Raw genomic sequence first — 22,347 nt, 5'->3', positions numbered from 1 at the left:
TAAAAAACACGTCACCCTTTATCGTTTGGATTGAGGGCTGCTGTCAACCGTTGTTGCACTTCAAGCTGCAGGTCATTATTAAGGGCACGCCGGTCTGCGGTGGCGATTATAAATAAATCTTCTACTCGCTCGCCAATGGTTGTAATTCGGGCCCCATGGAGCGAAATTCCCAGATCGGCAAAAACCTGGCCGACGCGAGCAAGCAGCCCTGGCTGGTCGAGCGCGATCAGCTCCAGGAACGATTTACGGTCGGTGTGGGTCGGCAGGAAGTTGACCTCGGTATCGACGGTAAAGTGGCGTAACTTAGCCGGCTGACGGCGCGGCTGCGGTGGTTGCCAGCTGCGCTGCGTGATCGCCTGCTCCAGACCAAAACGTATTCCTTCATGCCTGTCCGAGGACAGCGGGCTGCCGTCCGGCTCCAGCACGATAAAAGTATCCATCGCCATGCCGTCGCGGGTGGTAAAAATCTGCGCGTCGTGAACGCTCAGGTTACGCCTGTCCAGCTCGGCGCAGACGGCAGCAAACAGATAAGGCCGGTCCGGGCTCCAGATGAATATCTCCGTTCCGCCGCGCGTGGCCTGCGGGCTCAGCAGGATCATCGGTTGAGACAGATCGTGCTTCAGCAGGTGCCGCGCGTGCCAGGCAAGCTGGTTTGGGCTGTGGCGCACAAAATAGTTGGCACGGCAGCGGGCCCAAATCTGATGCAGCGCTTCTTCATCAATGTTATCCATCCGCAGCAGCGCCAGTGCCTGCAGCTGGTGATGACGCACGCGCTCGCGCATGTCCGGGGTGTTTTGCATCCCGCGTCGCAGCTGTTTTTCGGTGGCGAAGTACAGCTCGCGCAGCAGGCTCTGCTTCCAGCTGTTCCACAGGGTCTCGTTGGTGGCGCAAATATCGGCCACCGTCAGGCAGACCAGATAACGCAGACGGTTTTCCGTTTGAACTTCTTCGGCGAACTGCTTAATAACCTCAGGGTCCTGAATATCGCGACGCTGGGCGGTGACCGACATCAGCAGGTGATGGCGCACCAGCCAGGCGACCAGCTGCGTTTCGCGCGAATTGAGACCGTGCAGTTCGGCAAATTTCAGCACGTCCTGCGCGCCCAGCACCGAGTGATCGCCGCCGCGGCCCTTGGCGATGTCGTGGAACAGGGCGGCAATCAGGATCAGTTCCGGATGGGTCAGGCGCGGCCACAGCTCCACGCACAGCGGGTGGCGGGAGCGCGTCTCTTCTTTGGCAAAGCTTTCCAGCTTGAGCATCACGCGGATGGTGTGTTCATCCACCGTGTAGGCGTGGAACAGATCGAACTGCATCTGCCCAACGATGTGCGACCACTGCGGCATATAGGCCCACAGCACGCTGTGGCGGTGCATCGGCAGCAGCCCGCGGCTGACGGCACCCGGATGGCGGAGCATGCTCAGGAACAGCGAGCGCGCTTCCGGGATGTAACACAAAGGCTGCGTCAGATGGCGGCGCGCGTGGCGCAGATGGCGCAGGGTGGTGGAGTAGATCCCGGTGATGGTGCTGTTGCGCACCATGGTGTAGAACATCCGCAAGATCGCTTCCGGCTCGCGGATAAACAGCGTTTCGTCGCGCAGATCGATAAGCGTGCCGCGCAGCTGGAATTCATCGTCAATCGGGCGCGGCTTTTCGTCGGCAGTCAGGGCCAGAATGGCCTCGTCGAACAGCTGCAACAGCATCTGGTTCAGCTCGGTGACCCGGCGGGTGACGCGGAAGAAATCCTTCATCATCTGCTCAACCGGCTCGTTGCCTTCGCCCTGATAGTTCAGCCGCTGCGCTACGCTGAGCTGACGGTCAAACAGCAGGCGGTTATCGTAGCGGGTCACTTCCAGATGCAGGGCAAAACGGATGCGCCACAGCAGGTGCAGACACTCGTTTAGCTCGTTACGCTCGGCCTCGGTCAGGAAGCCAAAGCCGACCATCTCGTCCATCGAGGTGGCGCCAAAGTGTCGACGGGCGACCCACTGTAACGTGTGGATGTCGCGCAGGCCGCCGGGGCTGCTTTTAATATCGGGTTCAAGATTATAGCTGGTGCCGTGGTAGCGCTGGTGGCGCTGGTTTTGCTCCTCGACCTTGGCGGCGAAGAATTTCTCAGATGGCCAGAAGCCGTCGCTGAAAATATGCTTTTGCAGCTCCAGAAACAGCGCGACGTCGCCAATCAGCAGGCGGGTTTCAATCAGGTTGGTGGCGACGGTCAGGTCAGATAACCCCTCCAGCAGGCACTCTTCCAGGGTGCGCACGCTGTGGCCCACTTCAAGCTTGACGTCCCACAGCAGAGTCAGCAGCTCGCCTATTTTCTGCGCCTGTTCGTCCGGCAGCTTTTTGCGGCTCAGGATCAGCAGGTCGATATCGGAAAGCGGATGCAGCTCCCCGCGGCCATAGCCCCCGACGGCAACCAGCGCGACGTCGCTCACCTGCCCGAAACCGTAGTCGATCCACAGACGCTGCAGGAGCTGATCGATAAATTCGGTGCGCGCTTCGATGAGCTGCTCGGCAGAGACGCCCGCGTCGAACGCGCTGCCCAGCCAGCGGTGGAAAACATCCATATGGGCTTTTATGTGCGCGCAGGTCAGCTCGTGCGGCGGCCAGACGCCCGGGTTATCGGGCTGGTCGGGGAGGGTGGGAAGTGCTGTGTTAGCATACTGTTCGGGTAATAGATTGCTCATCGTGCGCCACCCATAAGAAAAAGCTATCGCCATTAAAAAAGCCGGCATTTGCCGGCTTCTTATCACTCAATGTTCGTCAGTATCGCCGGGATGGTGTCATCCTTGCGCAACGTCATAATTTCGCAGCCGTTGTCCGTTACCACAATAGTATGCTCGTACTGGGCAGACAAGCTTCTGTCTTTGGTTTTCACCGTCCAGCCGTCTTTCATAGTGCGGATGCGGTAGTCACCGGCGTTGACCATCGGTTCGATGGTGAAGGTCATCCCTTTTTGCAGCACCACGCCGCCGTCATCGGCATCATAGTGCAGAACCTGCGGCTCTTCATGGAAGACGCGACCGATGCCGTGACCGCAGTATTCGCGCACCACGGAGAAACCTTCCGCTTCCACGAATTTCTGAATTGCGGCACCGAGAGTGCGCAGGCGGATGCCCGGCTTAACCATTTTCAGCGCCAGGTACAGGCTCTCTTGCGTCACTTTGCACAGACGCTCGCCCAGAATCGTTGGTTTACCAACGATGAACATCTTCGAGGTGTCACCGTGGTACTCGTCTTTAATGACGGTCACGTCGATGTTGACAATGTCGCCATCTTTAAGCAGTTTTTCGTCGTCCGGAATACCGTGGCAAACCACTTCATTAATAGAGATGCAGACGGATTTCGGGAAGCCGTGGTAACCGAGACAGGCGGAAACCGCGTGCTGCTCGTTAACGATATAGTCATTACAGATGCGATCCAGTTCGCCGGTGCTGACGCCCGGCTTCACGAACGGCTCGATCATTTCCAGCACTTCCGCGGCCAGACGACCGGCGACGCGCATCTTTTCAATTTCTTCAGGTGTCTTAATAGAGATAGCCATGTAATCTGTCCATCGGTGTCGATTTTTTCGACAATACTAGTCTAAGTGTCGTCAATGGTATCAGTCAGGCACGCCCCGTGCCAAATTGAGAATCATTAACAGCACACTCCGCCAACAACTGTTGGTTTCTGGTCGTGTTTTGTGGTATAAAGCGCGCCGGACTTCCGATCCATCTCAGATACACAGGCTGGACGGAAGCGACAAATCTCACTTTGTGTAACAACACACACGTATCGGCACATATTCCGGGGTGCCCTTCGGGGTCGGTAATATGGGATACGTGGAGGCATAACCCCAACTTTCAATATAGAGGTTTTAAAACATGGCAACTGTTTCCATGCGCGACATGCTCAAGGCTGGTGTTCACTTTGGTCACCAGACCCGTTACTGGAACCCGAAAATGAAGCCTTTCATCTTCGGCGCGCGTAACAAAGTTCACATCATCAACCTTGAGAAAACTGTACCAATGTTCAACGAAGCCCTGGCTGAGCTGAACAAGATCTCTTCCCGTAAAGGTAAGATTCTGTTCGTTGGTACTAAGCGCGCTGCAAGCGAAGCTGTGAAAGATGCTGCTAACAGCTGCGACCAGTTCTTCGTGAACCATCGCTGGTTGGGCGGCATGCTGACCAACTGGAAAACTGTTCGTCAGTCCATCAAGCGCCTGAAAGATCTGGAAACCCAGTCTCAGGACGGTACTTTCGACAAGCTGACTAAGAAAGAAGCGCTGATGCGCACTCGTGAACTGGACAAGCTGGAAAACAGCCTGGGCGGTATCAAAGATATGGGCGGCCTGCCAGACGCGCTGTTCGTAATCGATGCAGACCACGAGCACATCGCTATCAAAGAAGCTAACAACCTGGGTATCCCGGTATTCGCTATCGTTGATACCAACTCCGATCCGGACGGTGTTGACTTCGTTATCCCGGGTAACGACGACGCAATCCGTGCTGTTAGCCTGTACCTGAGCGCTGTAGCTGCTACCGTTCGTGAAGGCCGTTCCCAGGATCTGGCTTCTCAGGCGGAAGAAAGCTTCGTAGAAGCTGAATAATAAGGTTTTACCCCTTATTAGTACCGTGTATGAATAGGGGCCCATTATCGGCCCCTTTTTTCAATTTACACTGTTTGGCCTCCGGCCGGGCAGTTCACATCTCCCGAGGATTTAAGAATGGCTGAAATTACCGCATCCCTGGTAAAAGAGCTGCGCGAGCGTACTGGCGCAGGCATGATGGATTGCAAAAAAGCGCTGACTGAAGCGAACGGCGACATCGAGCTGGCAATCGAAAACATGCGTAAATCCGGTGCGATCAAAGCAGCTAAGAAAGCAGGCAACGTTGCTGCTGACGGCGTGATCATCACTAAAATCGACGGCACCTACGGCATCATTCTGGAAGTTAACTGCCAGACTGACTTCGTTGCTAAAGATGGCGGTTTCCAGGCATTTGCGAACAAAGTTCTGGACGCAGCTGTTGCTGGCAAAATCACTGACGTTGAAGTTCTGAAAGCACAGTTCGAAGAAGAACGTGTTGCGCTGGTTGCTAAAATCGGTGAGAACATCAACATCCGTCGCGTATCTTCCCTGGAAGGCGAAGTACTGGGTTCTTACCAGCACGGCGCACGTATCGGTGTTCTGGTTGCGGCTAAAGGCGCTGACGAAGAGCTGGTTAAACAGCTGGCAATGCACATCGCTGCAAGCAAACCAGAATTCGTTAAGCCAGAAGACGTGTCTGCTGAAGTGGTAGAAAAAGAGTACCAGGTTCAGCTGGACATCGCGATGCAGTCTGGCAAGCCAAAAGAAATCGCAGAGAAAATGGTTGAAGGCCGCATGAAGAAATTCACCGGCGAAGTTTCTCTGACTGGCCAGCCTTTCGTTATGGATCCAAGCAAGTCTGTTGCTCAGCTGCTGAAAGAGCACAACGCTGACGTAACTGGCTTCATCCGCTTCGAAGTGGGCGAAGGCATCGAGAAAGTTGAGACTGACTTCGCAGCAGAAGTTGCTGCAATGTCCAAGCAGTCTTAATGATTGAAAAGGAGCCGCCTGAGGGCGGCTTCTTTTTGTCACCCGTCACAGGAAATCAGACAGGCTCCAGTATCGCCGTGCTGATTTGCGGCATATTATGTCGCCAGAATTAACTCCCATCTTAATCGTTGACAGTCTCAGGAAAGAAACATGGCTACCAATGCAAAACCCGTGTACAAACGCATTCTGCTTAAGCTGAGTGGCGAAGCGCTGCAGGGATCGGAAGGCTTCGGTATTGACGCAAGCATCCTTGATCGCATGGCACAGGAAATCAAAGAACTGGTCGAACTGGGTATCCAGGTTGGCGTGGTCATTGGCGGTGGCAACCTTTTCCGTGGTGCTGGTCTGGCGAAAGCGGGGATGAACCGCGTTGTGGGCGACCACATGGGTATGCTGGCAACCGTGATGAATGGCCTGGCAATGCGTGATGCGCTCCATCGCGCCTACGTGAATGCCCGCCTGATGTCCGCGATTCCCCTGAATGGCGTATGCGATAATTACAGCTGGGCAGAGGCCATCAGCCTGCTGCGCAACAACCGCGTGGTGATCCTCTCCGCCGGTACGGGTAACCCGTTCTTTACCACCGATTCCGCTGCCTGCCTGCGCGGTATCGAAATTGAAGCCGACGTGGTGCTGAAAGCGACCAAAGTAGACGGCGTGTTTACTGCCGACCCGGCAAAAGATCCTTCTGCGACCATGTACGATCAGCTGAGCTACAGCGAAGTGCTGGATAAAGAGCTGAAAGTGATGGATCTTGCCGCCTTCACGCTGGCTCGCGACCACAAACTGCCGATCCGTGTCTTCAACATGAACAAGCCTGGCGCACTGCGTCGCGTGGTCATGGGCGAAAAAGAAGGCACTTTGATCACGGAATAATTTCCGTCGACGATAAATACAGGTAAGATTCCGCTTTACTTTGTAGTGGTATCTTACCTGGACGCGCCTTTGGCGTTGTCATGAATTAAACGCGACTATACTTAGCACACCTGTAGCGCTGTGCTGGCGGATAGTCTGCCTGAGACAAGTTTTCAAGGATTCGTAACGTGATTAACGACATCAGAAAAGATGCTGAAGTACGCATGGACAAATGCGTAGAAGCGTTCAAAAACCAAATCAGCAAAATCCGTACTGGCCGTGCTTCCCCAAGCCTGCTGGATGGCATCATCGTAGAATACTACGGTACGCCAACCCCTCTGCGTCAGCTCGCGAGCGTGACGGTTGAAGATACCCGTACGCTGAAAATCAACGTCTTCGATCGCTCTATGAGCCCGGCCGTTGAGAAAGCGATCATGGCTTCTGACCTGGGTCTGAACCCAAGCTCAGCGGGTGCTGACATCCGCGTTCCGCTGCCTCCGCTGACGGAAGAGCGTCGTAAAGATCTCATCAAAGTGGTTCGCGGTGAAGCTGAGCAGGGTCGTGTTTCCGTGCGTAACGTGCGTCGCGATGCGAACGATAAAGTGAAAGCACTGCTGAAAGAAAAAGAGATCAGCGAAGATGACGATCGTCGTTCTCAGGACGACATTCAGAAAATGACCGACGCTGCCATCAAGAAAATTGATGCGGCGCTGGCAGAAAAAGAAGCGGAACTGATGCAGTTCTGATTTCTGTCGTACACTGATAAACGCCGTTCAGAGGGACTTCGGGTCTTGCTGGCGGCGTTTTGCTTTTATCTGGTCTAACTTTTTTCGGGCATCTCATGAAGCATTTAACACTCCTCGGCTCAACCGGCTCCATCGGTTGCAGTACTCTCGACGTCGTCCGCCATAATCCTGAACTTTACACCGTGACAGCGCTGGTGGCCGGTAAGAATGTGCAGCGTATGGTCGAGCAGTGCCTGGAGTTTATGCCCCGCTATGCGGTGATGGATGACGAAGAGAGCGCGCGCCTGCTAAAAGCCCAACTGCGTGAGAAGGGCAGCCGAACCGAGGTGCTGAGTGGCCAGCAGGCGGCCTGCGAGATGGCGGCGCTGGATGAGGTTGAGCAGGTTATGGCGGCCATTGTCGGCGCAGCCGGGCTGCTGCCTACACTTGCTGCGATCGATGCCGGTAAAGATGTTTTGCTCGCCAATAAAGAGTCGCTGGTGACCTGCGGACGTCTGTTCATGGACGCGGTAAAACAGCGCGGGGCGCGTCTTTTACCGGTCGACAGCGAGCACAACGCCATTTTTCAGAGTTTACCGCAACCTTTTCAACAGAACCTGGGGTACGCTGACCTGGAGCAGAATGGCGTTGTGTCGATTCTGCTTACCGGGTCTGGTGGCCCGTTCCGTGAAACGCCACTCTCTGAACTGCGCGCAATGACGCCGGATCAGGCGTGCCGTCATCCGAACTGGTCAATGGGGCGTAAAATCTCCGTGGATTCTGCCACCATGATGAACAAAGGTCTGGAATACATTGAAGCGCGCTGGCTGTTTAATGCGTCGGCGAAACAGATGGAAGTACTGATCCACCCGCAGTCGGTGATTCACTCGATGGTGCGCTATCAGGATGGCAGCGTGCTGGCACAGCTCGGCGAGCCGGATATGCGTACGCCTATTGCCCATTCAATGGCATGGCCGAACCGGGTGAAATCCGGCGTGAAGCCGCTTGATTTCTGTAAGCTCAGTTCTCTGACGTTCAGTGAACCAGACTACGATCGTTATCCTTGTCTGAAGCTTGCAATGAACGCCTTTGACCAGGGGCAGGCGGCGACGACGGCACTGAATGCAGCCAATGAAATTACCGTTGACGCATTTCTGAATCAGCAGATCCGTTTTACCGATATCGCGTCCTTAAATTTATCGGTACTGGAAATGATGGATTTGCGCGAGCCACAAAGCGTGGAAGAGGTACTGGCGGTGGATACAGCTGCTCGTGATATTGCGCGTAAACAGGTGACACGTCTCGCAAGCTGGTGATAAAGCAAGCACTAGTGGTCGTGCTATTTGTTAGCGTTGGGCTTCAGTGATATAGTCTGCGCCACCTGATCGCAGGAATTTGACTTTATGTGGTCAGGTAAGCCGTGGTTTGACACGGCTTTTTTATGTACAGGCTTAAGTATTCCTGAGTACCGTTAAATCCTTTCAGGGACAAAAAACGCGTTATGTTGTCTGCGAATCAACCAATAAGCGAAAACTTGCCAGCTCATGGCTGCCGTCATGTAGCAATCATTATGGATGGCAACGGGCGCTGGGCGAAAAGACAAGGGAAAATACGAGCCTTTGGGCATAAAGCGGGAGCGAAATCTGTTCGCCGCGCCGTCTCTTTTGCCGCCAATAACGGCATTGATGCGTTAACGCTCTATGCTTTTAGCAGTGAAAACTGGAATCGACCTCCGCAGGAAGTGACTGCGTTGATGGAATTGTTCGTGTGGGCGCTAGACAGCGAAGTAAAAAGCCTGCACCGCCACAACGTTCGCCTGCGCATCATTGGCGATACCAGTCGTTTTAACTCACGTTTGCAGGAGCGGATTCGTAAAGCAGAAGCGCTGACGGAAAATAATACCGGTCTGACGCTCAACGTTGCGGCGAATTACGGTGGACGCTGGGATATTATCCAGGGCGTTCGGCATCTGGCCGAACAGGTTCAGGAAGGGCTGTTGAGACCCGACCAGATTGATGAAGAGGCGCTGAGCAAGCAAATCTGCATGAATGAACTGGCACCTGTGGATTTGGTAATTAGGACAGGGGGGGAACATCGCATAAGTAACTTTCTGATATGGCAAATTGCCTATGCTGAACTTTACTTTACAGATGTTCTCTGGCCCGATTTTGATGAACAAGACTTTGAAGGTGCGCTGCATGCCTTTGCCAATCGAGAGCGTCGTTTCGGCGGCACCGAGCCAGGTGGCGACAAAGCCTGATGGGGGTAGCTTTTGCTGAAGTATCGCCTGATTTCCGCTTTTGTTTTAATACCCATTGTCATTGCGGCGCTGTTTTTGCTGCCCCCGGTGGGATTCGCCATTGTCACGCTGGTAGTGTGCATGCTTGCCGCATGGGAATGGGGACAGTTTAGCGGCTTTACCTCGCGCAGCCAGCGAGTATGGCTTGCGGTACTCTGTGGCTTTATCCTGGCCATAATGCTGTTTACGTTGCCTGAATATCACCATGATATTCATCAACCGCTGGTAGCCGGCTCCTTGTGGATGTCGTTGGCCTGGTGGGTTGTTGCGCTGTTACTGGTGCTTTTTTATCCAGGTTCGGCCGCAATCTGGCGTCATTCAAAAGTGCTGCGACTGATTTTTGGTTTGCTCACCATTGTTCCGTTTTTCTGGGGCATGGTCGCGCTGCGCGCCTGGCACTATGACGAAAATCACTACAGCGGTGCGATCTGGCTGCTTTATGTGATGATTCTCGTCTGGGGGGCTGACTCCGGGGCCTATATGTTTGGTAAACTGTTTGGCAAACATAAGCTGGCACCAAAAGTTTCGCCGGGGAAAACCTGGCAAGGCTTCATCGGCGGCTTGTTTACGGCAGCGATCATCTCCTGGGGCTATGGCGTCTGGGCAGATCTGGCCGTGGCACCATCAATACTGCTGGTGTGCTCGATTTTTGCTGCACTTGCCTCAGTGCTCGGTGATTTAACCGAAAGTATGTTTAAGCGTGAAGCAGGGATTAAGGACAGCGGACATCTTATTCCAGGGCATGGCGGTATACTGGATCGCATTGACAGCCTGACAGCGGCTGTTCCAGTATTTGCTTGCCTGCTTTTACTGGTATTCGGGACGATTTAACGGAAGGTTTTATGCTGAGCATTCTCTGGAATCTGGCGGCGTTCATTGTTGCACTGGGTGTACTGATTACCGTGCATGAATTTGGCCATTTCTGGGTTGCTCGCCGTTGCGGTGTGCGGGTAGAGCGATTCTCCATTGGTTTTGGCAAATCACTCTGGACGCGCACCGATCGTCACGGCACAGAATTTGTCATCGCCCTTATCCCGCTTGGCGGCTACGTCAAAATGCTCGACGAACGTGTTGAGCCTGTCGCTCCCGAACTGCGACACAGTGCGTTTAACAACAAAACCGTTGGACAACGCGCCGCTATCATCGCTGCCGGACCGGTAGCCAACTTCATCTTTGCGATTTTCGCTTACTGGCTGGTGTTTATCATCGGCGTCCCTGGCGTGCGTCCGGTAGTGGGGGATATTGCCCCTGACTCCATCGCGGCGAGTGCGCAAATTACCTCCGGGATGGAACTTAAAGCGATTGATGGCATCGAAACCCCTGATTGGGATGCCGTGCGACTGCAGCTGGTAGCCAAAATTGGCGATCCGCAGACAACTATCAGCGTATCGCCGTTTGGGTCAGACGCGCGTCAGGACAAAGTACTGGATTTACGCCACTGGCGTTTCGAGCCAGACAAAGAGGATCCCGTCGCTGCGCTGGGCATTCGTCCCCGCGGCGCGCAGATTGAGCCGGTATTAGCCGAAGTACAGGCAAATTCGGCGGCGAGCAAAGCGGGTTTGCAAGCTGGCGACAGGATCGTTAAAGTCGATGGTCAACCATTAACAGAGTGGATGACCTTTGTTACTCTGGTGCGCGATAATCCGGGGACGTCCCTCGCGCTGGAAGTTGAAAGGCAAGGCAGTCCGCTTTCGCTGACGCTGATCCCGGATACGAAGTCGGTCGGCAAAAAGGCAGAAGGGTTTGCAGGCGTTGTGCCAAAAGTGATCCCGCTGCCAGATGAGTACAAGACAATACGCCAGTATGGGCCGTTCAGCGCCATTCTTGAAGCCACGGATAAAACATGGCAACTGATGAAGCTGACGGTCAACATGTTGGGGAAATTGATAACCGGTGATGTGAAACTGAACAACCTCAGTGGGCCAATCTCGATTGCTCAGGGGGCTGGGATGTCAGCGGAGTTCGGGGTGATTTACTATCTCATGTTCCTCGCGCTTATTAGCGTGAACCTTGGGATTATCAACCTGTTCCCGCTTCCCGTTTTAGACGGGGGTCATCTGCTGTTTTTAGCGATTGAAAAGCTAAAAGGCGGGCCGGTATCCGAGCGAGTTCAAGACTTTAGTTATCGCATTGGCTCGATTTTGCTGGTGCTGTTAATGGGGCTTGCACTTTTCAATGATTTCTCTCGGTTGTAAGAGAGTTAGTTAGGAAGAACGCATAATAACGATGGCGATGAAAAAGTTGCTCATAGCGTCGCTGCTGTTTAGCAGCGCCACCGTATACGGTGCTGACGGGTTCGTAGTGAAAGATATTCATTTCGAAGGCCTTCAGCGTGTCGCCGTTGGTGCGGCCCTCCTCAGTATGCCTGTGCGCCCCGGCGATACGGTTAATGATGAAGATATCAGTAACACCATCCGTGCTCTGTTTGCCACCGGCAACTTCGAGGACGTCCGCGTCCTGCGCGATGGTGATACGCTGCTGGTACAGGTAAAAGAACGTCCAACGATCGCCAGTATCACTTTCTCCGGCAACAAGTCGGTGAAAGATGACATGCTCAAGCAAAACCTTGAAGCATCGGGTGTTCGTGTGGGTGAATCTCTGGACCGCACAACCCTTTCAGACATTGAAAAAGGTCTGGAAGACTTCTACTACAGCGTCGGTAAATACAGCGCCAGCGTGAAAGCGGTTGTCACTCCGCTCCCGCGTAACCGTGTTGACCTGAAGCTGGTCTTCCAGGAAGGTGTTTCTGCGAAGATCCAGCAGATCAACATCGTGGGTAACCACGCGTTCAGCACCGACGAACTGATTTCGACCTTCCAGCTGCGCGATGAAGTGCCGTGGTGGAACGTGGTTGGCGATCGTAAATACCAGAAACAGAAGCTGGCGGGCGACCTTGAAACCCTGCGCAGCTACTATCTGGATCGCGGTTATGCTCGCTTCAATATCGACTCGACTCAGGTCAGTCTGACTCCGGACAAGAAAGGTATCTACATTACGGTTAACATCACTGAAGGCGATCAGTACAAGCTTTCTGGTGTTGAAGTGAGTGGTAACCTGGCGGGGCATTCTGCTGAGATCGAATCGCTGACCAAAATTCAGCCGGGCGATCTGTACAGCGGATCCAAAGTCACCAAAATGGAAGACAGCATTAAGAAGCTGCTCGGCCGCTATGGTTATGCCTATCCGCGCGTACAAACTCAGCCGGAAATCAACGATGCGGATAAAACCGTTAAGCTGCACGTTAACGTTGATGCGGGTAACCGTTTCTACGTGCGTAAGATCCGCTTCGTCGGTAATGACACCTCTAAAGACTCCGTTCTGCGTCGTGAAATGCGTCAGATGGAAGGGGCGTGGCTGGGCAGCGACCTGGTCGACCAGGGTAAAGAGCGTCTGAACCGTCTGGGCTATTTTGAAACCGTAGATACTGAAACTCAGCGTGTACCGGGCAGCCCGGATCAGGTTGATGTCGTTTATAAAGTGAAAGAGCGTAACACCGGTAGCTTTAACTTCGGCGTGGGCTACGGCACGGAAAGCGGCGTGAGTTTCCAGGTAGGCGTCCAGCAGGATAACTGGCTGGGTACAGGTTACTCTGTTGGTATTAACGGTACCAAAAACGACTACCAGACCTACTCTGAGTTCTCCGTTACCAACCCATACTTCACCGTTGACGGTGTGAGCCTGGGCGGTCGTATCTTCTATAACGACTTTAAAGCGGATGATGCAGATCTGTCTTCCTACACCAACAAAAGTTACGGTGTGGACGGAACGCTTGGCTTCCCGGTTAACGAATACAACACCCTGCGAGCGGGCTTAGGTTACGTGCATAACGACCTGTCCAACATGCAGCCGCAGGTGGCGATGTGGCGTTATCTGGATTCTATCGGCCAGTCGGCGAGTACCTCCAGCGATGACAACGGTTTTGCTGCAGATGACTTCACCTTCAACTATGGCTGGACCTACAACCGTCTTGACCGCGGTTTCTTCCCAACAGAAGGCTCTCGCGTTAACCTGAACGGTAAGGTGACCATTCCTGGTTCCGATAACGAGTTCTACAAGGTGACGCTGGATACCGCGTCCTACTTCCCGATTGATGACGATCACAAGTGGGTGGTGCTGGGTCGTACCCGTTGGGGCTATGGTGACGGTATCGGCAGTAAAGAGTTGCCGTTCTATGAGAACTTCTACGCGGGTGGTTCAAGCACCGTGCGTGGCTTCCAGTCTAACAACATTGGTCCGAAAGCGGTTTATTACGGCGGTAATGATGAAGATAACTGCGCAAGCCGTGATCCAAAACAAGTATGTAGCTCTGATGATGCGGTAGGCGGTAACGCCATGGCCGTGGCCAGCCTGGAGTTCATCACCCCAACGCCATTTATCAGTGATAAATACGCGAACTCCGTACGTACGTCCTTCTTCTGGGATGCGGGTACGGTGTGGGATACCAACTGGGAGAATACTGCCCAGATGCGCGCGGCTGGCGTTCCAGACTATAGCGATCCGGGCAATATTCGCATGTCTGCCGGTATCGCATTACAATGGATGTCACCGCTGGGGCCGTTGGTCTTCTCCTACGCCCAGCCGTTTAAGAAATACGATGGAGACAAAGCGGAGCAATTCCAGTTTAACATTGGTAAAACCTGGTAATAATCCGCTGCAATGGAATGCGTTGGCAGTGTAGCGCTGACAACCGGCGATCGGTAAAACGGTCGCCTTGCCACGCAAAGAACGGTACCTTCTGGTGCCAATGGGATGGTAAGGAGTTAATTGTGAAAAAGTGGTTATTAGCTGCAGGTCTCGGTTTAGCGATGGCAACTTCTGCTCAGGCAGCAGACAAAATCGCAATCGTCAACATGGGTAATTTGTTCCAGCAGGTCGCTCAGAAAACAGGTGTTTCTGCGACTCTGGAAAACGAATTCAAAGGCCGTGCGAGCGAACTGCAGCGTATGGAAGGCGATCTTCAGTCCAAAATGCAGCGTCTGCAGCGTGATGGTTCTACCATGAAAGCAAGCGATCGCAGCAAACTGGAAAAAGACGTTATGGCTCAGCGCCAGACCTTCTCCCAGAAAGCGCAGGCTTTCGAGCAGGATCGTCAGCGTCGTTCTAACGAAGAGCGTGGCAAGCTGGTGACTCGCATTCAGACTGCTGTTAAAGCAGTTGCTGCCGATCAGAGCATCGATCTGGTTGTTGATGCGAACGCCGTTGCTTTCAACAGCAGCGATGTTAAAGACATCACCGCTGATGTTCTGAAACAGGTTAAATAAGTAATGCCTTCAATTCGACTGGCTGATTTAGCTCAGCAGTTGGATGCAGAATTACACGGTGATGGCGATATCGTCATCACCGCTGTTGCGTCCATGCAATCTGCTAAAGCTGGCACGATTACCTTCATGGTAAGCCCTAAGTACCGTGAACAACTGGCACAATGCCAGGCGTCAGCTGTTGTTCTGACGCAGGACGATCTTCCTTTTGCCACTGGAAGCGCGCTGGTAGTGAAAAATCCCTACCTGACGTATGCACGCATGGCTCAAATTCTTGATACCACGCCGCAGCCGGCGCAGAACATTGCTGCCAGTGCAGCGATTGATCCGACGGCTAAGCTGGGTAACAACGTGGCCGTTGGCGCGAATGCGGTTATTGAATCTGGCGTTGAGCTGGGCGATAACGTCGTCATTGGCCCTGGATGCTTCGTTGGGAAAAATACGAAAATCGGCGCTGGCACCCGTTTATGGGCCAATGTGTCCGTTTATCATGAAGTTGAAATCGGCGAAAATTGCCTCGTCCAGTCCAGTACCGTGATTGGTTCTGATGGCTTTGGTTACGCGAACGATCGCGGTAACTGGGTTAAGATCCCGCAGCTTGGTCGCGTTATTATTGGCGATCGCGTGGAGATCGGGGCCTGTACCACGATCGATCGTGGTGCACTCGACGACACGATCATTGGCAATGGTGTTATCATCGATAACCAGTGCCAGATTGCGCATAACGTTGTGATTGGCGACAATACCGCGGTTGCGGGGGGCGTCATCATGGCGGGCAGCCTGAAAATTGGTCGTTACTGCATGATTGGCGGCGCGAGCGTGATTAATGGCCATATGGAAATATGCGACAAGGTGACGGTGACGGGTATGGGCATGGTAATGCGTCCTATCACTGAACCTGGCGTCTATTCCTCCGGTATTCCGCTGCAACCCAACAAGGTATGGCGTAAAACAGCAGCTCTGGTGATGAACATTGATGATATGAGCAAGCGACTCAAGTCTCTTGAGCGTAAGATCGATCAACAAGACTAAACGTCACCCGTTTAACGCTATCTTTCCCGGCCTGTCGGCTTTCTAATAAACCGGCAGGCCGTGTTATTATTGTTATCAGTACATTTTGACAGGAAGAGTATTTTGACTACTGACACTCATACTCTGCATATTGAAGAGATTTTAGAACTTCTGCCGCACCGCTACCCGTTTTTGCTGGTAGACCGTGTGCTGGATTTTGAAGAAGGTCGTTTTCTGCGCGCAGTGAAAAATGTTTCCGTGAACGAGCCGTTCTTCCAGGGACACTTCCCGGGTAAGCCTATCTTCCCGGGTGTGTTGATTCTGGAAGCGATGGCTCAGGCTACCGGTATTCTGGCGTTTAAAAGCGTCGGTAAGCTGGAGCCGGGTGAACTGTATTACTTCGCAGGTATTGATGAAGCGCGCTTCAAGCGTCCTGTCGTGCCTGGTGATCAGATGATCATGGAAGTCACTTTTGAAAAAACGCGTCGTGGCCTGACTCGCTTCAAAGGCGTAGCGCTGGTTGACGGCAAAGTTGTTTGCGAAGCGACGATGATGTGTGCTCGTAGCCGGGAGTCCTGATACGTGATTGATAAATCCGCCTTTATTCATCCTACCGCTATTGTGGAAACCGGTGCCATTATTGGCGCAAACGTCCACATTGGCCCGTTTTGTATTGTTGGACCCCATGTCGAAATTGGTGAGGGTACAGTACTGAAATCTCACGTTGTCGTGAATGGTCACACGACCATTGGCTGCAATAACGAGATCTATCAGTTCGCTTCCATCGGCGAAGTTAACCAGGATCTGAAATATGCTGGTGAGTCGACCCGTCTGGAAATTGGCGATCGTAACCGTATTCGCGAAAGCGTCACCATTCATCGTGGAACAGTGCAGGGTGGTGGGTTGACGAAGGTGGGCAGCGACAACCTGTTCATGGTGAATGCGCACATTGCGCACGACTGTGCCGTGGGCAATCGCTGTATTCTTGCCAACAACGCAACGCTGGCAGGACACGTATCGGTTGATGACTTCGCAATTATTGGCGGCATGACCGCAGTCCATCAGTTCTGCATCATTGGTGCACACGTGATGGTCGGCGGATGCTCCGGTGTGGCGCAGGACGTCCCGCCGTATGTGATTGCGCAGGGCAACCATGCCACGCCGTTTGGCGTGAACATCGAAGGCCTCAAGCGTCGTGGCTTTAGCCGCGAAGCGATTACTGCGATCCGCAACGCGTACAAGCTGCTGTACCGTAGCGGTAAAACGCTGGAAGAGGCGAAGCCGGAAATTGCCGAGCTGGCGGATAAGCATCCTGAAGTGAACGCGTTCATGGAATTCTTTGACCGTTCCACGAGGGGTCTGATTCGTTAATGGTCGACAGTCGTCCGCTTACGATAGCCCTGGTCGCCGGAGAAACCTCCGGCGATATTCTTGGTGCAGGTCTCATCCGGGCGCTTAAGGCGCGCGTACCCAATGCTCGCTTTGTTGGCGTGGCTGGCCCGCTGATGCAGGCCGAAGGCTGTGAAGCCTGGTATGAAATGGAAGAGCTGGCCGTGATGGGCATCGTCGAGGTGCTGGGGCGCCTGCGACGCCTGTTGCATATTCGTGCCGATCTCACCCGCCGCTTTACCGAACTCAAACCCGATGTGTTTGTCGGTATCGATGCACCTGATTTCAACATTACTCTCGAAGGTAATCTGAAAAAGCAGGGCATCAAAACCATTCACTATGTCAGTCCGTCCGTGTGGGCGTGGCGACAGAAACGCGTTTTCAAAATCGGACGGTCCACCAATCTGGTGCTGGCTTTCCTGCCTTTCGAAAAAGCGTTTTATGACAGATTTAATGTTCCGTGCCGTTTTATCGGTCATACCATGGCGGATGCGATGCCGCTGGATCCGGATAAAAACGCGGCGCGCGACGTGCTGGGTATCCCGCATGATGTGCACTGTCTGGCGCTGCTGCCGGGCAGCCGTGGTGCAGAGGTCGAGATGCTGAGCGCTGATTTCCTGAAGACCGCGCAGATTCTTCGCCAGACCTATCCCGATCTTGAAGTGGTCGTGCCGCTGGTGAATGCCAAACGCCGCGAGCAGTTCGAGCGTATCAAAGCCGACGTTGCCCCGGATCTTCACGTTCGTCTTCTCGACGGGAAAGGGCGGGAAGCCATGTATGCAAGCGATGCCGCACTGCTGGCTTCCGGCACGGCAGCGCTGGAGTGTATGCTGGCGAAATGCCCGATGGTGGTCGGTTATCGCATGAAGCCGTTTACCTTCTGGCTGGCAAAACGTCTGGTGAAAACGGATTATGTCTCCCTGCCAAACCTGCTTGCCGGGCGCGAGCTGGTGAAAGAGCTGTTGCAGGATGAATGCCAGCCGCAGGCGCTTGCGGATGCCCTGCTGCCGCTGCTGGCCAACGGCAAGACCAGCCACCAGATGCACGATACTTTCCGTGAACTGCATCAGCAGATCCGCTGTAATGCTGATGAGCAGGCGGCTGATGCAGTGCTGGAGTTAGCAAAATGATGGAATTTACTTATCCCCACACGCACCTCGTTGCCGGAGTGGATGAAGTCGGGCGCGGCCCGTTAGTCGGTGCCGTGGTGACCGCGGCGGTGATCCTCGATCCAATGTGCCCGATTATGGGTCTGAACGACTCAAAAAAACTCAGTGAGAAGCGCCGTCTGGCGCTGTTCGATGAAATTAAAGAGAAGGCGCTGACGTGGAGCGTAGGGCGCGCAGAGCCGAATGAAATCGACGATCTGAATATTCTGCACGCCACGATGCTGGCAATGCAGCGAGCCGTTGCTGGCCTGAAGGTTGTGCCTGAATATGTGCTGATCGACGGTAACCGTTGCCCTGCGCTGCCGATGCCTTCGATGGCCGTCGTTAAAGGCGATAGCCGCGTCGCAGAAATCAGCGCGGCGTCAATCATTGCCAAAGTGACGCGCGACGCCGAAATGGCCGCGCTGGACCTCACTTATCCCGCGTATGGTTTCGCCCAGCATAAGGGATATCCAACGGCTTTCCATCTGGAAAAGCTGGCTGAACATGGCGCAACTGAACATCATCGGCGCAGCTTTGGCCCGGTGAAGCGCGCGCTGGGACTGGTGTCCTGAATCAAGACGCAAGCAATTAAGTAACGCGGGATCTGAAGATGGCTGAACCACGTTTCGTACACCTGCGGGTGCATAGCGACTACTCCATGATCGATGGGCTGGCAAAGACCGGGCCGCTGGTAAAAAAGGCGGCCTCGCTTGGCATGCCTGCGCTGGCGATCACCGATTTTACCAACCTGTGCGGCCTGGTTAAGTTCTACGGGACGGCGCATGGCGCGGGGATGAAGCCTATCGTCGGTGCGGATTTCCATGTGCAGAGCGATCTCATCGGCGATGAACTGACGCAAATCTCCGTGTTGGCGATGAACAATACGGGTTACCAAAACCTCACTCTGCTTATCTCAAAAGCCTATCAGCGCGGTTATGGGGCGCTGGGTCCGTGGATTGACAGGGAATGGCTGGCTGAGCTGAACGAAGGGCTGCTGCTGATCTCCGGCGGCCGCATGGGCGATGTCGGTAAATCCCTGCTGCGCGGTAACAGCGCGCTGGTGGATCAGTGCGTCTCGTTCTATGAAGAGTACTTCCCGAATCGTTACTATCTGGAGCTGATTCGCACCGGCCGCCAGGATGAAGAGAACTATCTGCACGCTGCTGTCGCGCTGGCAGAAGAGCGCGGCTTGCCCGTGGTGGCAACGAATGACGTGCGTTTCCTGGAGTCCGGCGATTTTGACGCGCATGAAATTCGCGTCGCTATCCACGATGGCTTCACTCTCGACGATCCAAAGCGTCCGCGGAACTACTCATCGCAGCAGTATATGCGCAGCGAAGAGGAGATGTGCGAGCTCTTCTCCGACATTCCGGAAGCGCTGGAAAACAGCGTAGAGATTGCCAAGCGCTGTAACGTGACCGTGCGCCTCGGCGAATACTTCCTGCCGCAGTTCCCGACCGGGGACATGACCACGGAAGATTTCCTGGTCATGAAATCGAAAGAAGGTCTGGAAGAGCGTCTCGAATTCCTGTTCCCGGATGAAGAAGAGCGTAAAAAACGTCGTCCGGAGTATGACGAACGCCTGGATATTGAACTCCAGGTGATTAACCAGATGGGCTTCCCGGGCTACTTCCTGATTGTAATGGAGTTTATCCAGTGGTCGAAGGATAACGGCGTGCCGGTAGGTCCGGGCCGTGGCTCGGGTGCCGGCTCACTGGTGGCGTATGCGCTGAAAATTACCGACCTCGATCCGCTGGAATTTGACCTGCTGTTCGAACGTTTCCTTAACCCGGAACGTGTTTCCATGCCCGACTTCGACGTCGACTTCTGCATGGAAAAACGCGACCAGGTGATTGAGCACGTGGCCGATATGTACGGTCGTGACGCGGTTTCGCAGATCATTACCTTCGGTACCATGGCGGCGAAAGCGGTTATCCGCGACGTGGGCCGCGTGCTGGGCCACCCGTACGGTTTTGTCGATCGTATTTCAAAGCTGGTGCCGCCCGATCCGGGCATGACGCTGGCAAAAGCCTTTGAAGCTGAACCTCAGCTGCCGGAAATCTACGAAGCTGATGAAGAGGTAAAAGCGCTGATCGACATGGCGCGCAAGCTGGAAGGCGTGACGCGTAACGCCGGTAAGCATGCGGGGGGCGTGGTTATCGCCCCGACCAAAATCACCGACTTTGCGCCGCTCTACTGCGACGAAGCAGGCCAGCACCCGGTCACCCAGTTCGATAAAAACGACGTGGAATACGCCGGGCTGGTGAAGTTCGACTTCCTCGGCCTGCGCACGCTGACCATCATCAACTGGGCGCTGGAGATGATCAACGCCCGCCGCGAGAAGAACGGCGAGCCGCCGCTGGATATCGCGGCCATCCCGCTGGATGACAAGAAAAGTTTCGACATGCTGCAGCGCTCGGAGACGACAGCCGTCTTCCAGCTTGAATCCCGCGGCATGAAAGATCTGATTAAACGCCTGCAGCCCGACTGCTTCGAAGATATGATCGCGCTGGTGGCCCTGTTCCGTCCGGGCCCGCTGCAGTCAGGGATGGTGGATAACTTTATCGACCGTAAACACGGGCGCGAAGAGATTTCCTACCCGGACGTACAGTGGCAGCATGAAAGCCTGAAACCAGTGCTGGAACCGACCTACGGCATCATCCTGTATCAGGAACAGGTCATGCAGATCGCCCAGGTGCTTTCCGGCTATACCCTTGGCGGCGCGGACATGCTGCGTCGTGCGATGGGTAAGAAAAAGCCGGAAGAGATGGCCAAGCAGCGCTCCATCTTTGAAGATGGGGCGAAGAAAAACGGCGTCGATGGCGAACTGGCGATGAAAATCTTCGACCTGGTGGAGAAATTCGCCGGGTACGGATTTAACAAATCTCACTCCGCCGCCTATGCTTTGGTTTCGTATCAAACGCTGTGGCTCAAGGCCCACTATCCCGCTGAGTTTATGGCGGCGGTAATGACCGCCGATATGGACAACACTGAGAAGGTGGTTGGCCTGGTGGACGAGTGCTGGCGCATGGGGCTGAAGATCCTGCCGCCGGATATTAACTCGGGTCTGTACCATTTCCACGTTAACGATGACGGGGAGATCGTCTATGGGATCGGCGCGATCAAAGGCGTGGGTGAGGGGCCGATCGAGGCGATCATCGAAGCGCGTAATAACGGCGGCTACTTCCGTGAGCTGTTCGATCTGTGCGCCCGTACCGATACCAAAAAACTGAACCGCCGCGTGCTGGAAAAACTGATCATGTCCGGCGCGTTTGACAGGCTGGGGCCACACCGTGCCGCGCTGATGAACTCGCTCGGCGATGCGTTGAAAGCGGCCGATCAGCATGCAAAAGCGGAGGCCATTGGCCAGGCGGATATGTTCGGCGTGCTGGCGGAAGAGCCAGAGCAGATCGAGCAGTCCTATTCCAACTGCCAGCCGTGGCCAGAACAGGTGGTGCTGGATGGAGAGCGGGAAACGTTAGGTCTGTACCTGACGGGGCACCCGATCAACCAGTATCTTAAAGAAATTGAGCGCTATGTCGGCGGCCACAGGCTCAAAGACATGCATCCGACAGAACGTGGTAAAATCACCACGGCTGCGGGGCTCGTGATTGCTGCAAGGGTAATGGTCACCAAGCGCGGCAATCGTATCGGCATCTGTACGTTAGATGACCGTTCCGGGCGTCTGGAGGTGATGCTGTTCACCGACGCGCTGGATAAATACCAGCAATTGCTGGAAAAAGACCGCATACTTATCGTCAGCGGACAGGTCAGCTTTGATGACTTCAGCGGGGGGCTTAAAATGACCGCCCGCGAAGTGATGGACATTGACGAAGCCCGGGAAAAATATGCTCGCGGGCTTGCTATCTCGCTGACGGACAGGCAAATTGATGACCAGCTTTTAAACCGACTCCGTCAGTCTCTGGAACCCCACCGCTCGGGGACCATTCCAGTACATCTCTACTATCAGAGGGCGGATGCACGTGCGCGGTTGCGCTTTGGTGCAACGTGGCGTGTCTCTCCGAGCGATCGTTTACTGAACGATCTCCGTGGCCTCATTGGTTCGGAGCAGGTGGAACTGGAGTTTGACTAATACAG

18 protein-coding genes are annotated in these 22,347 nt (G+C 54.3%); 16 read left to right on the top strand and 2 right to left on the bottom strand.

The window, feature by feature from the left end:
- Positions 1-11: 11 nt before the first annotated feature.
- Both glnD and map read right to left on the bottom strand, forming a co-directional pair.
- Positions 12-2,687: a bifunctional uridylyltransferase/uridylyl-removing protein GlnD gene (gene glnD, locus ACMWL8_RS09865; protein ID WP_008501914.1), complete on the bottom strand. Its 2,676-nt coding sequence runs from the start codon at positions 2,685-2,687 to the stop codon at positions 12-14.
- A gap of 62 nt (positions 2,688-2,749) precedes the next feature.
- Complete coding sequence (gene map / locus ACMWL8_RS09860) at positions 2,750-3,544, bottom strand: type I methionyl aminopeptidase (RefSeq protein ID WP_028015578.1); 795 nt, start codon at positions 3,542-3,544, stop codon at positions 2,750-2,752.
- Positions 3,545-3,866: 322 nt separating this feature from the next.
- Between map and rpsB the strand changes: the two genes are divergently transcribed.
- The 16 genes from rpsB (at position 3,867) to dnaE (ending at position 22,342) form a co-directional block, all read left to right on the top strand.
- Entirely contained in the window at positions 3,867-4,592 is a 726-nt protein-coding gene (rpsB, locus tag ACMWL8_RS09855) for a 30S ribosomal protein S2 (RefSeq protein WP_003856207.1), read from the top strand.
- Positions 4,593-4,709: 117 nt separating this feature from the next.
- Entirely contained in the window at positions 4,710-5,561 is an 852-nt protein-coding gene (tsf, locus tag ACMWL8_RS09850; RefSeq protein ID WP_028015579.1) for a translation elongation factor Ts, read from the top strand.
- Positions 5,562-5,711: 150 nt separating this feature from the next.
- On the top strand, positions 5,712-6,437 hold the full coding sequence (gene pyrH, locus ACMWL8_RS09845) for a UMP kinase (RefSeq protein ID WP_008501910.1): 726 nt from the start codon (positions 5,712-5,714) through the stop codon (positions 6,435-6,437).
- 167 nt (positions 6,438-6,604) lie between these two features.
- Positions 6,605-7,162, top strand: coding sequence for a ribosome recycling factor (frr, locus tag ACMWL8_RS09840; protein WP_003856180.1), 558 nt, complete (start codon positions 6,605-6,607; stop codon positions 7,160-7,162).
- A gap of 95 nt (positions 7,163-7,257) precedes the next feature.
- Complete coding sequence (ispC, locus tag ACMWL8_RS09835; protein ID WP_028015580.1) at positions 7,258-8,457, top strand: 1-deoxy-D-xylulose-5-phosphate reductoisomerase; 1,200 nt, start codon at positions 7,258-7,260, stop codon at positions 8,455-8,457.
- Between the two features lie 185 nt (positions 8,458-8,642).
- Entirely contained in the window at positions 8,643-9,401 is a 759-nt protein-coding gene (gene ispU / locus ACMWL8_RS09830; protein WP_028015581.1) for a (2E,6E)-farnesyl-diphosphate-specific ditrans,polycis-undecaprenyl-diphosphate synthase, read from the top strand.
- A gap of 12 nt (positions 9,402-9,413) precedes the next feature.
- Positions 9,414-10,271, top strand: coding sequence for a phosphatidate cytidylyltransferase (cdsA, locus tag ACMWL8_RS09825; protein WP_041911193.1), 858 nt, complete (start codon positions 9,414-9,416; stop codon positions 10,269-10,271).
- Positions 10,272-10,282: 11 nt separating this feature from the next.
- Positions 10,283-11,635, top strand: coding sequence for a sigma E protease regulator RseP (gene rseP / locus ACMWL8_RS09820; RefSeq protein WP_041911192.1), 1,353 nt, complete (start codon positions 10,283-10,285; stop codon positions 11,633-11,635).
- A 31-nt stretch (positions 11,636-11,666) separates the two neighbouring features.
- Entirely contained in the window at positions 11,667-14,084 is a 2,418-nt protein-coding gene (gene bamA, locus ACMWL8_RS09815) for an outer membrane protein assembly factor BamA (RefSeq protein WP_028015584.1), read from the top strand.
- Positions 14,085-14,206: 122 nt separating this feature from the next.
- A complete protein-coding gene (skp, locus tag ACMWL8_RS09810; RefSeq protein ID WP_014882635.1) occupies positions 14,207-14,701 on the top strand; it encodes a molecular chaperone Skp in 495 nt (164 codons plus the stop codon).
- 3 nt (positions 14,702-14,704) lie between these two features.
- Complete coding sequence (gene lpxD, locus ACMWL8_RS09805; RefSeq protein WP_041911190.1) at positions 14,705-15,730, top strand: UDP-3-O-(3-hydroxymyristoyl)glucosamine N-acyltransferase; 1,026 nt, start codon at positions 14,705-14,707, stop codon at positions 15,728-15,730.
- A 102-nt stretch (positions 15,731-15,832) separates the two neighbouring features.
- Positions 15,833-16,288, top strand: a complete 456-nt coding sequence (gene fabZ, locus ACMWL8_RS09800) for a 3-hydroxyacyl-ACP dehydratase FabZ (RefSeq protein WP_010426706.1) — start codon at positions 15,833-15,835, stop codon at positions 16,286-16,288.
- A gap of 3 nt (positions 16,289-16,291) precedes the next feature.
- Positions 16,292-17,080: an acyl-ACP--UDP-N-acetylglucosamine O-acyltransferase gene (gene lpxA, locus ACMWL8_RS09795; protein ID WP_045259496.1), complete on the top strand. Its 789-nt coding sequence runs from the start codon at positions 16,292-16,294 to the stop codon at positions 17,078-17,080.
- Positions 17,080-18,228 (top strand): lipid-A-disaccharide synthase, encoded by a 1,149-nt coding sequence (gene lpxB / locus ACMWL8_RS09790; RefSeq protein WP_045259497.1) that lies wholly within the window; start codon positions 17,080-17,082, stop codon positions 18,226-18,228. The genes lpxA and lpxB overlap by 1 nt, the downstream gene beginning before the upstream one ends.
- Positions 18,225-18,821 carry a ribonuclease HII gene (rnhB, locus tag ACMWL8_RS09785; protein WP_241276955.1) on the top strand — a complete coding sequence of 199 codons (597 nt, stop codon included), beginning with the start codon at positions 18,225-18,227 and terminating at the stop codon, positions 18,819-18,821. Before lpxB ends, rnhB begins: the two co-directional genes overlap by 4 nt.
- Before the next feature lie 38 nt (positions 18,822-18,859).
- Entirely contained in the window at positions 18,860-22,342 is a 3,483-nt protein-coding gene (gene dnaE / locus ACMWL8_RS09780) for a DNA polymerase III subunit alpha (RefSeq protein WP_041911187.1), read from the top strand.
- Positions 22,343-22,347 lie beyond the last annotated feature (5 nt).

The sequence above is a fragment of the Enterobacter sp. 04-C-12-SI-ECC genome (genome assembly GCF_047530715.1).
GTDB lineage: Bacteria > Pseudomonadota > Gammaproteobacteria > Enterobacterales > Enterobacteriaceae > Enterobacter > Enterobacter bugandensis.
This window is presented reverse-complemented; position numbering and strand designations above follow the sequence as displayed.

Excerpts from the sequence above, each read along its gene's own strand:
- glnD (WP_008501914.1), bottom strand. The coding sequence starts at position 2,687 with ATGAGCAATCTATTACCCGAACAGTATGCTAACACAGCACTTCCCACC.
- map (WP_028015578.1), bottom strand. The coding sequence starts at position 3,544 with ATGGCTATCTCTATTAAGACACCTGAAGAAATTGAAAAGATGCGCGTC.
- rpsB (WP_003856207.1), top strand. The coding sequence starts at position 3,867 with ATGGCAACTGTTTCCATGCGCGACATGCTCAAGGCTGGTGTTCACTTT.
- tsf (WP_028015579.1), top strand. The coding sequence starts at position 4,710 with ATGGCTGAAATTACCGCATCCCTGGTAAAAGAGCTGCGCGAGCGTACT.
- pyrH (WP_008501910.1), top strand. The coding sequence starts at position 5,712 with ATGGCTACCAATGCAAAACCCGTGTACAAACGCATTCTGCTTAAGCTG.
- ispC (WP_028015580.1), top strand. The coding sequence starts at position 7,258 with ATGAAGCATTTAACACTCCTCGGCTCAACCGGCTCCATCGGTTGCAGT.
- ispU (WP_028015581.1), top strand. The coding sequence starts at position 8,643 with ATGTTGTCTGCGAATCAACCAATAAGCGAAAACTTGCCAGCTCATGGC.
- rseP (WP_041911192.1), top strand. The coding sequence starts at position 10,283 with ATGCTGAGCATTCTCTGGAATCTGGCGGCGTTCATTGTTGCACTGGGT.
- bamA (WP_028015584.1), top strand. The coding sequence starts at position 11,667 with ATGGCGATGAAAAAGTTGCTCATAGCGTCGCTGCTGTTTAGCAGCGCC.
- lpxD (WP_041911190.1), top strand. The coding sequence starts at position 14,705 with ATGCCTTCAATTCGACTGGCTGATTTAGCTCAGCAGTTGGATGCAGAA.
- lpxB (WP_045259497.1), top strand. The coding sequence starts at position 17,080 with ATGGTCGACAGTCGTCCGCTTACGATAGCCCTGGTCGCCGGAGAAACC.
- rnhB (WP_241276955.1), top strand. The coding sequence starts at position 18,225 with ATGATGGAATTTACTTATCCCCACACGCACCTCGTTGCCGGAGTGGAT.
- dnaE (WP_041911187.1), top strand. The coding sequence starts at position 18,860 with ATGGCTGAACCACGTTTCGTACACCTGCGGGTGCATAGCGACTACTCC.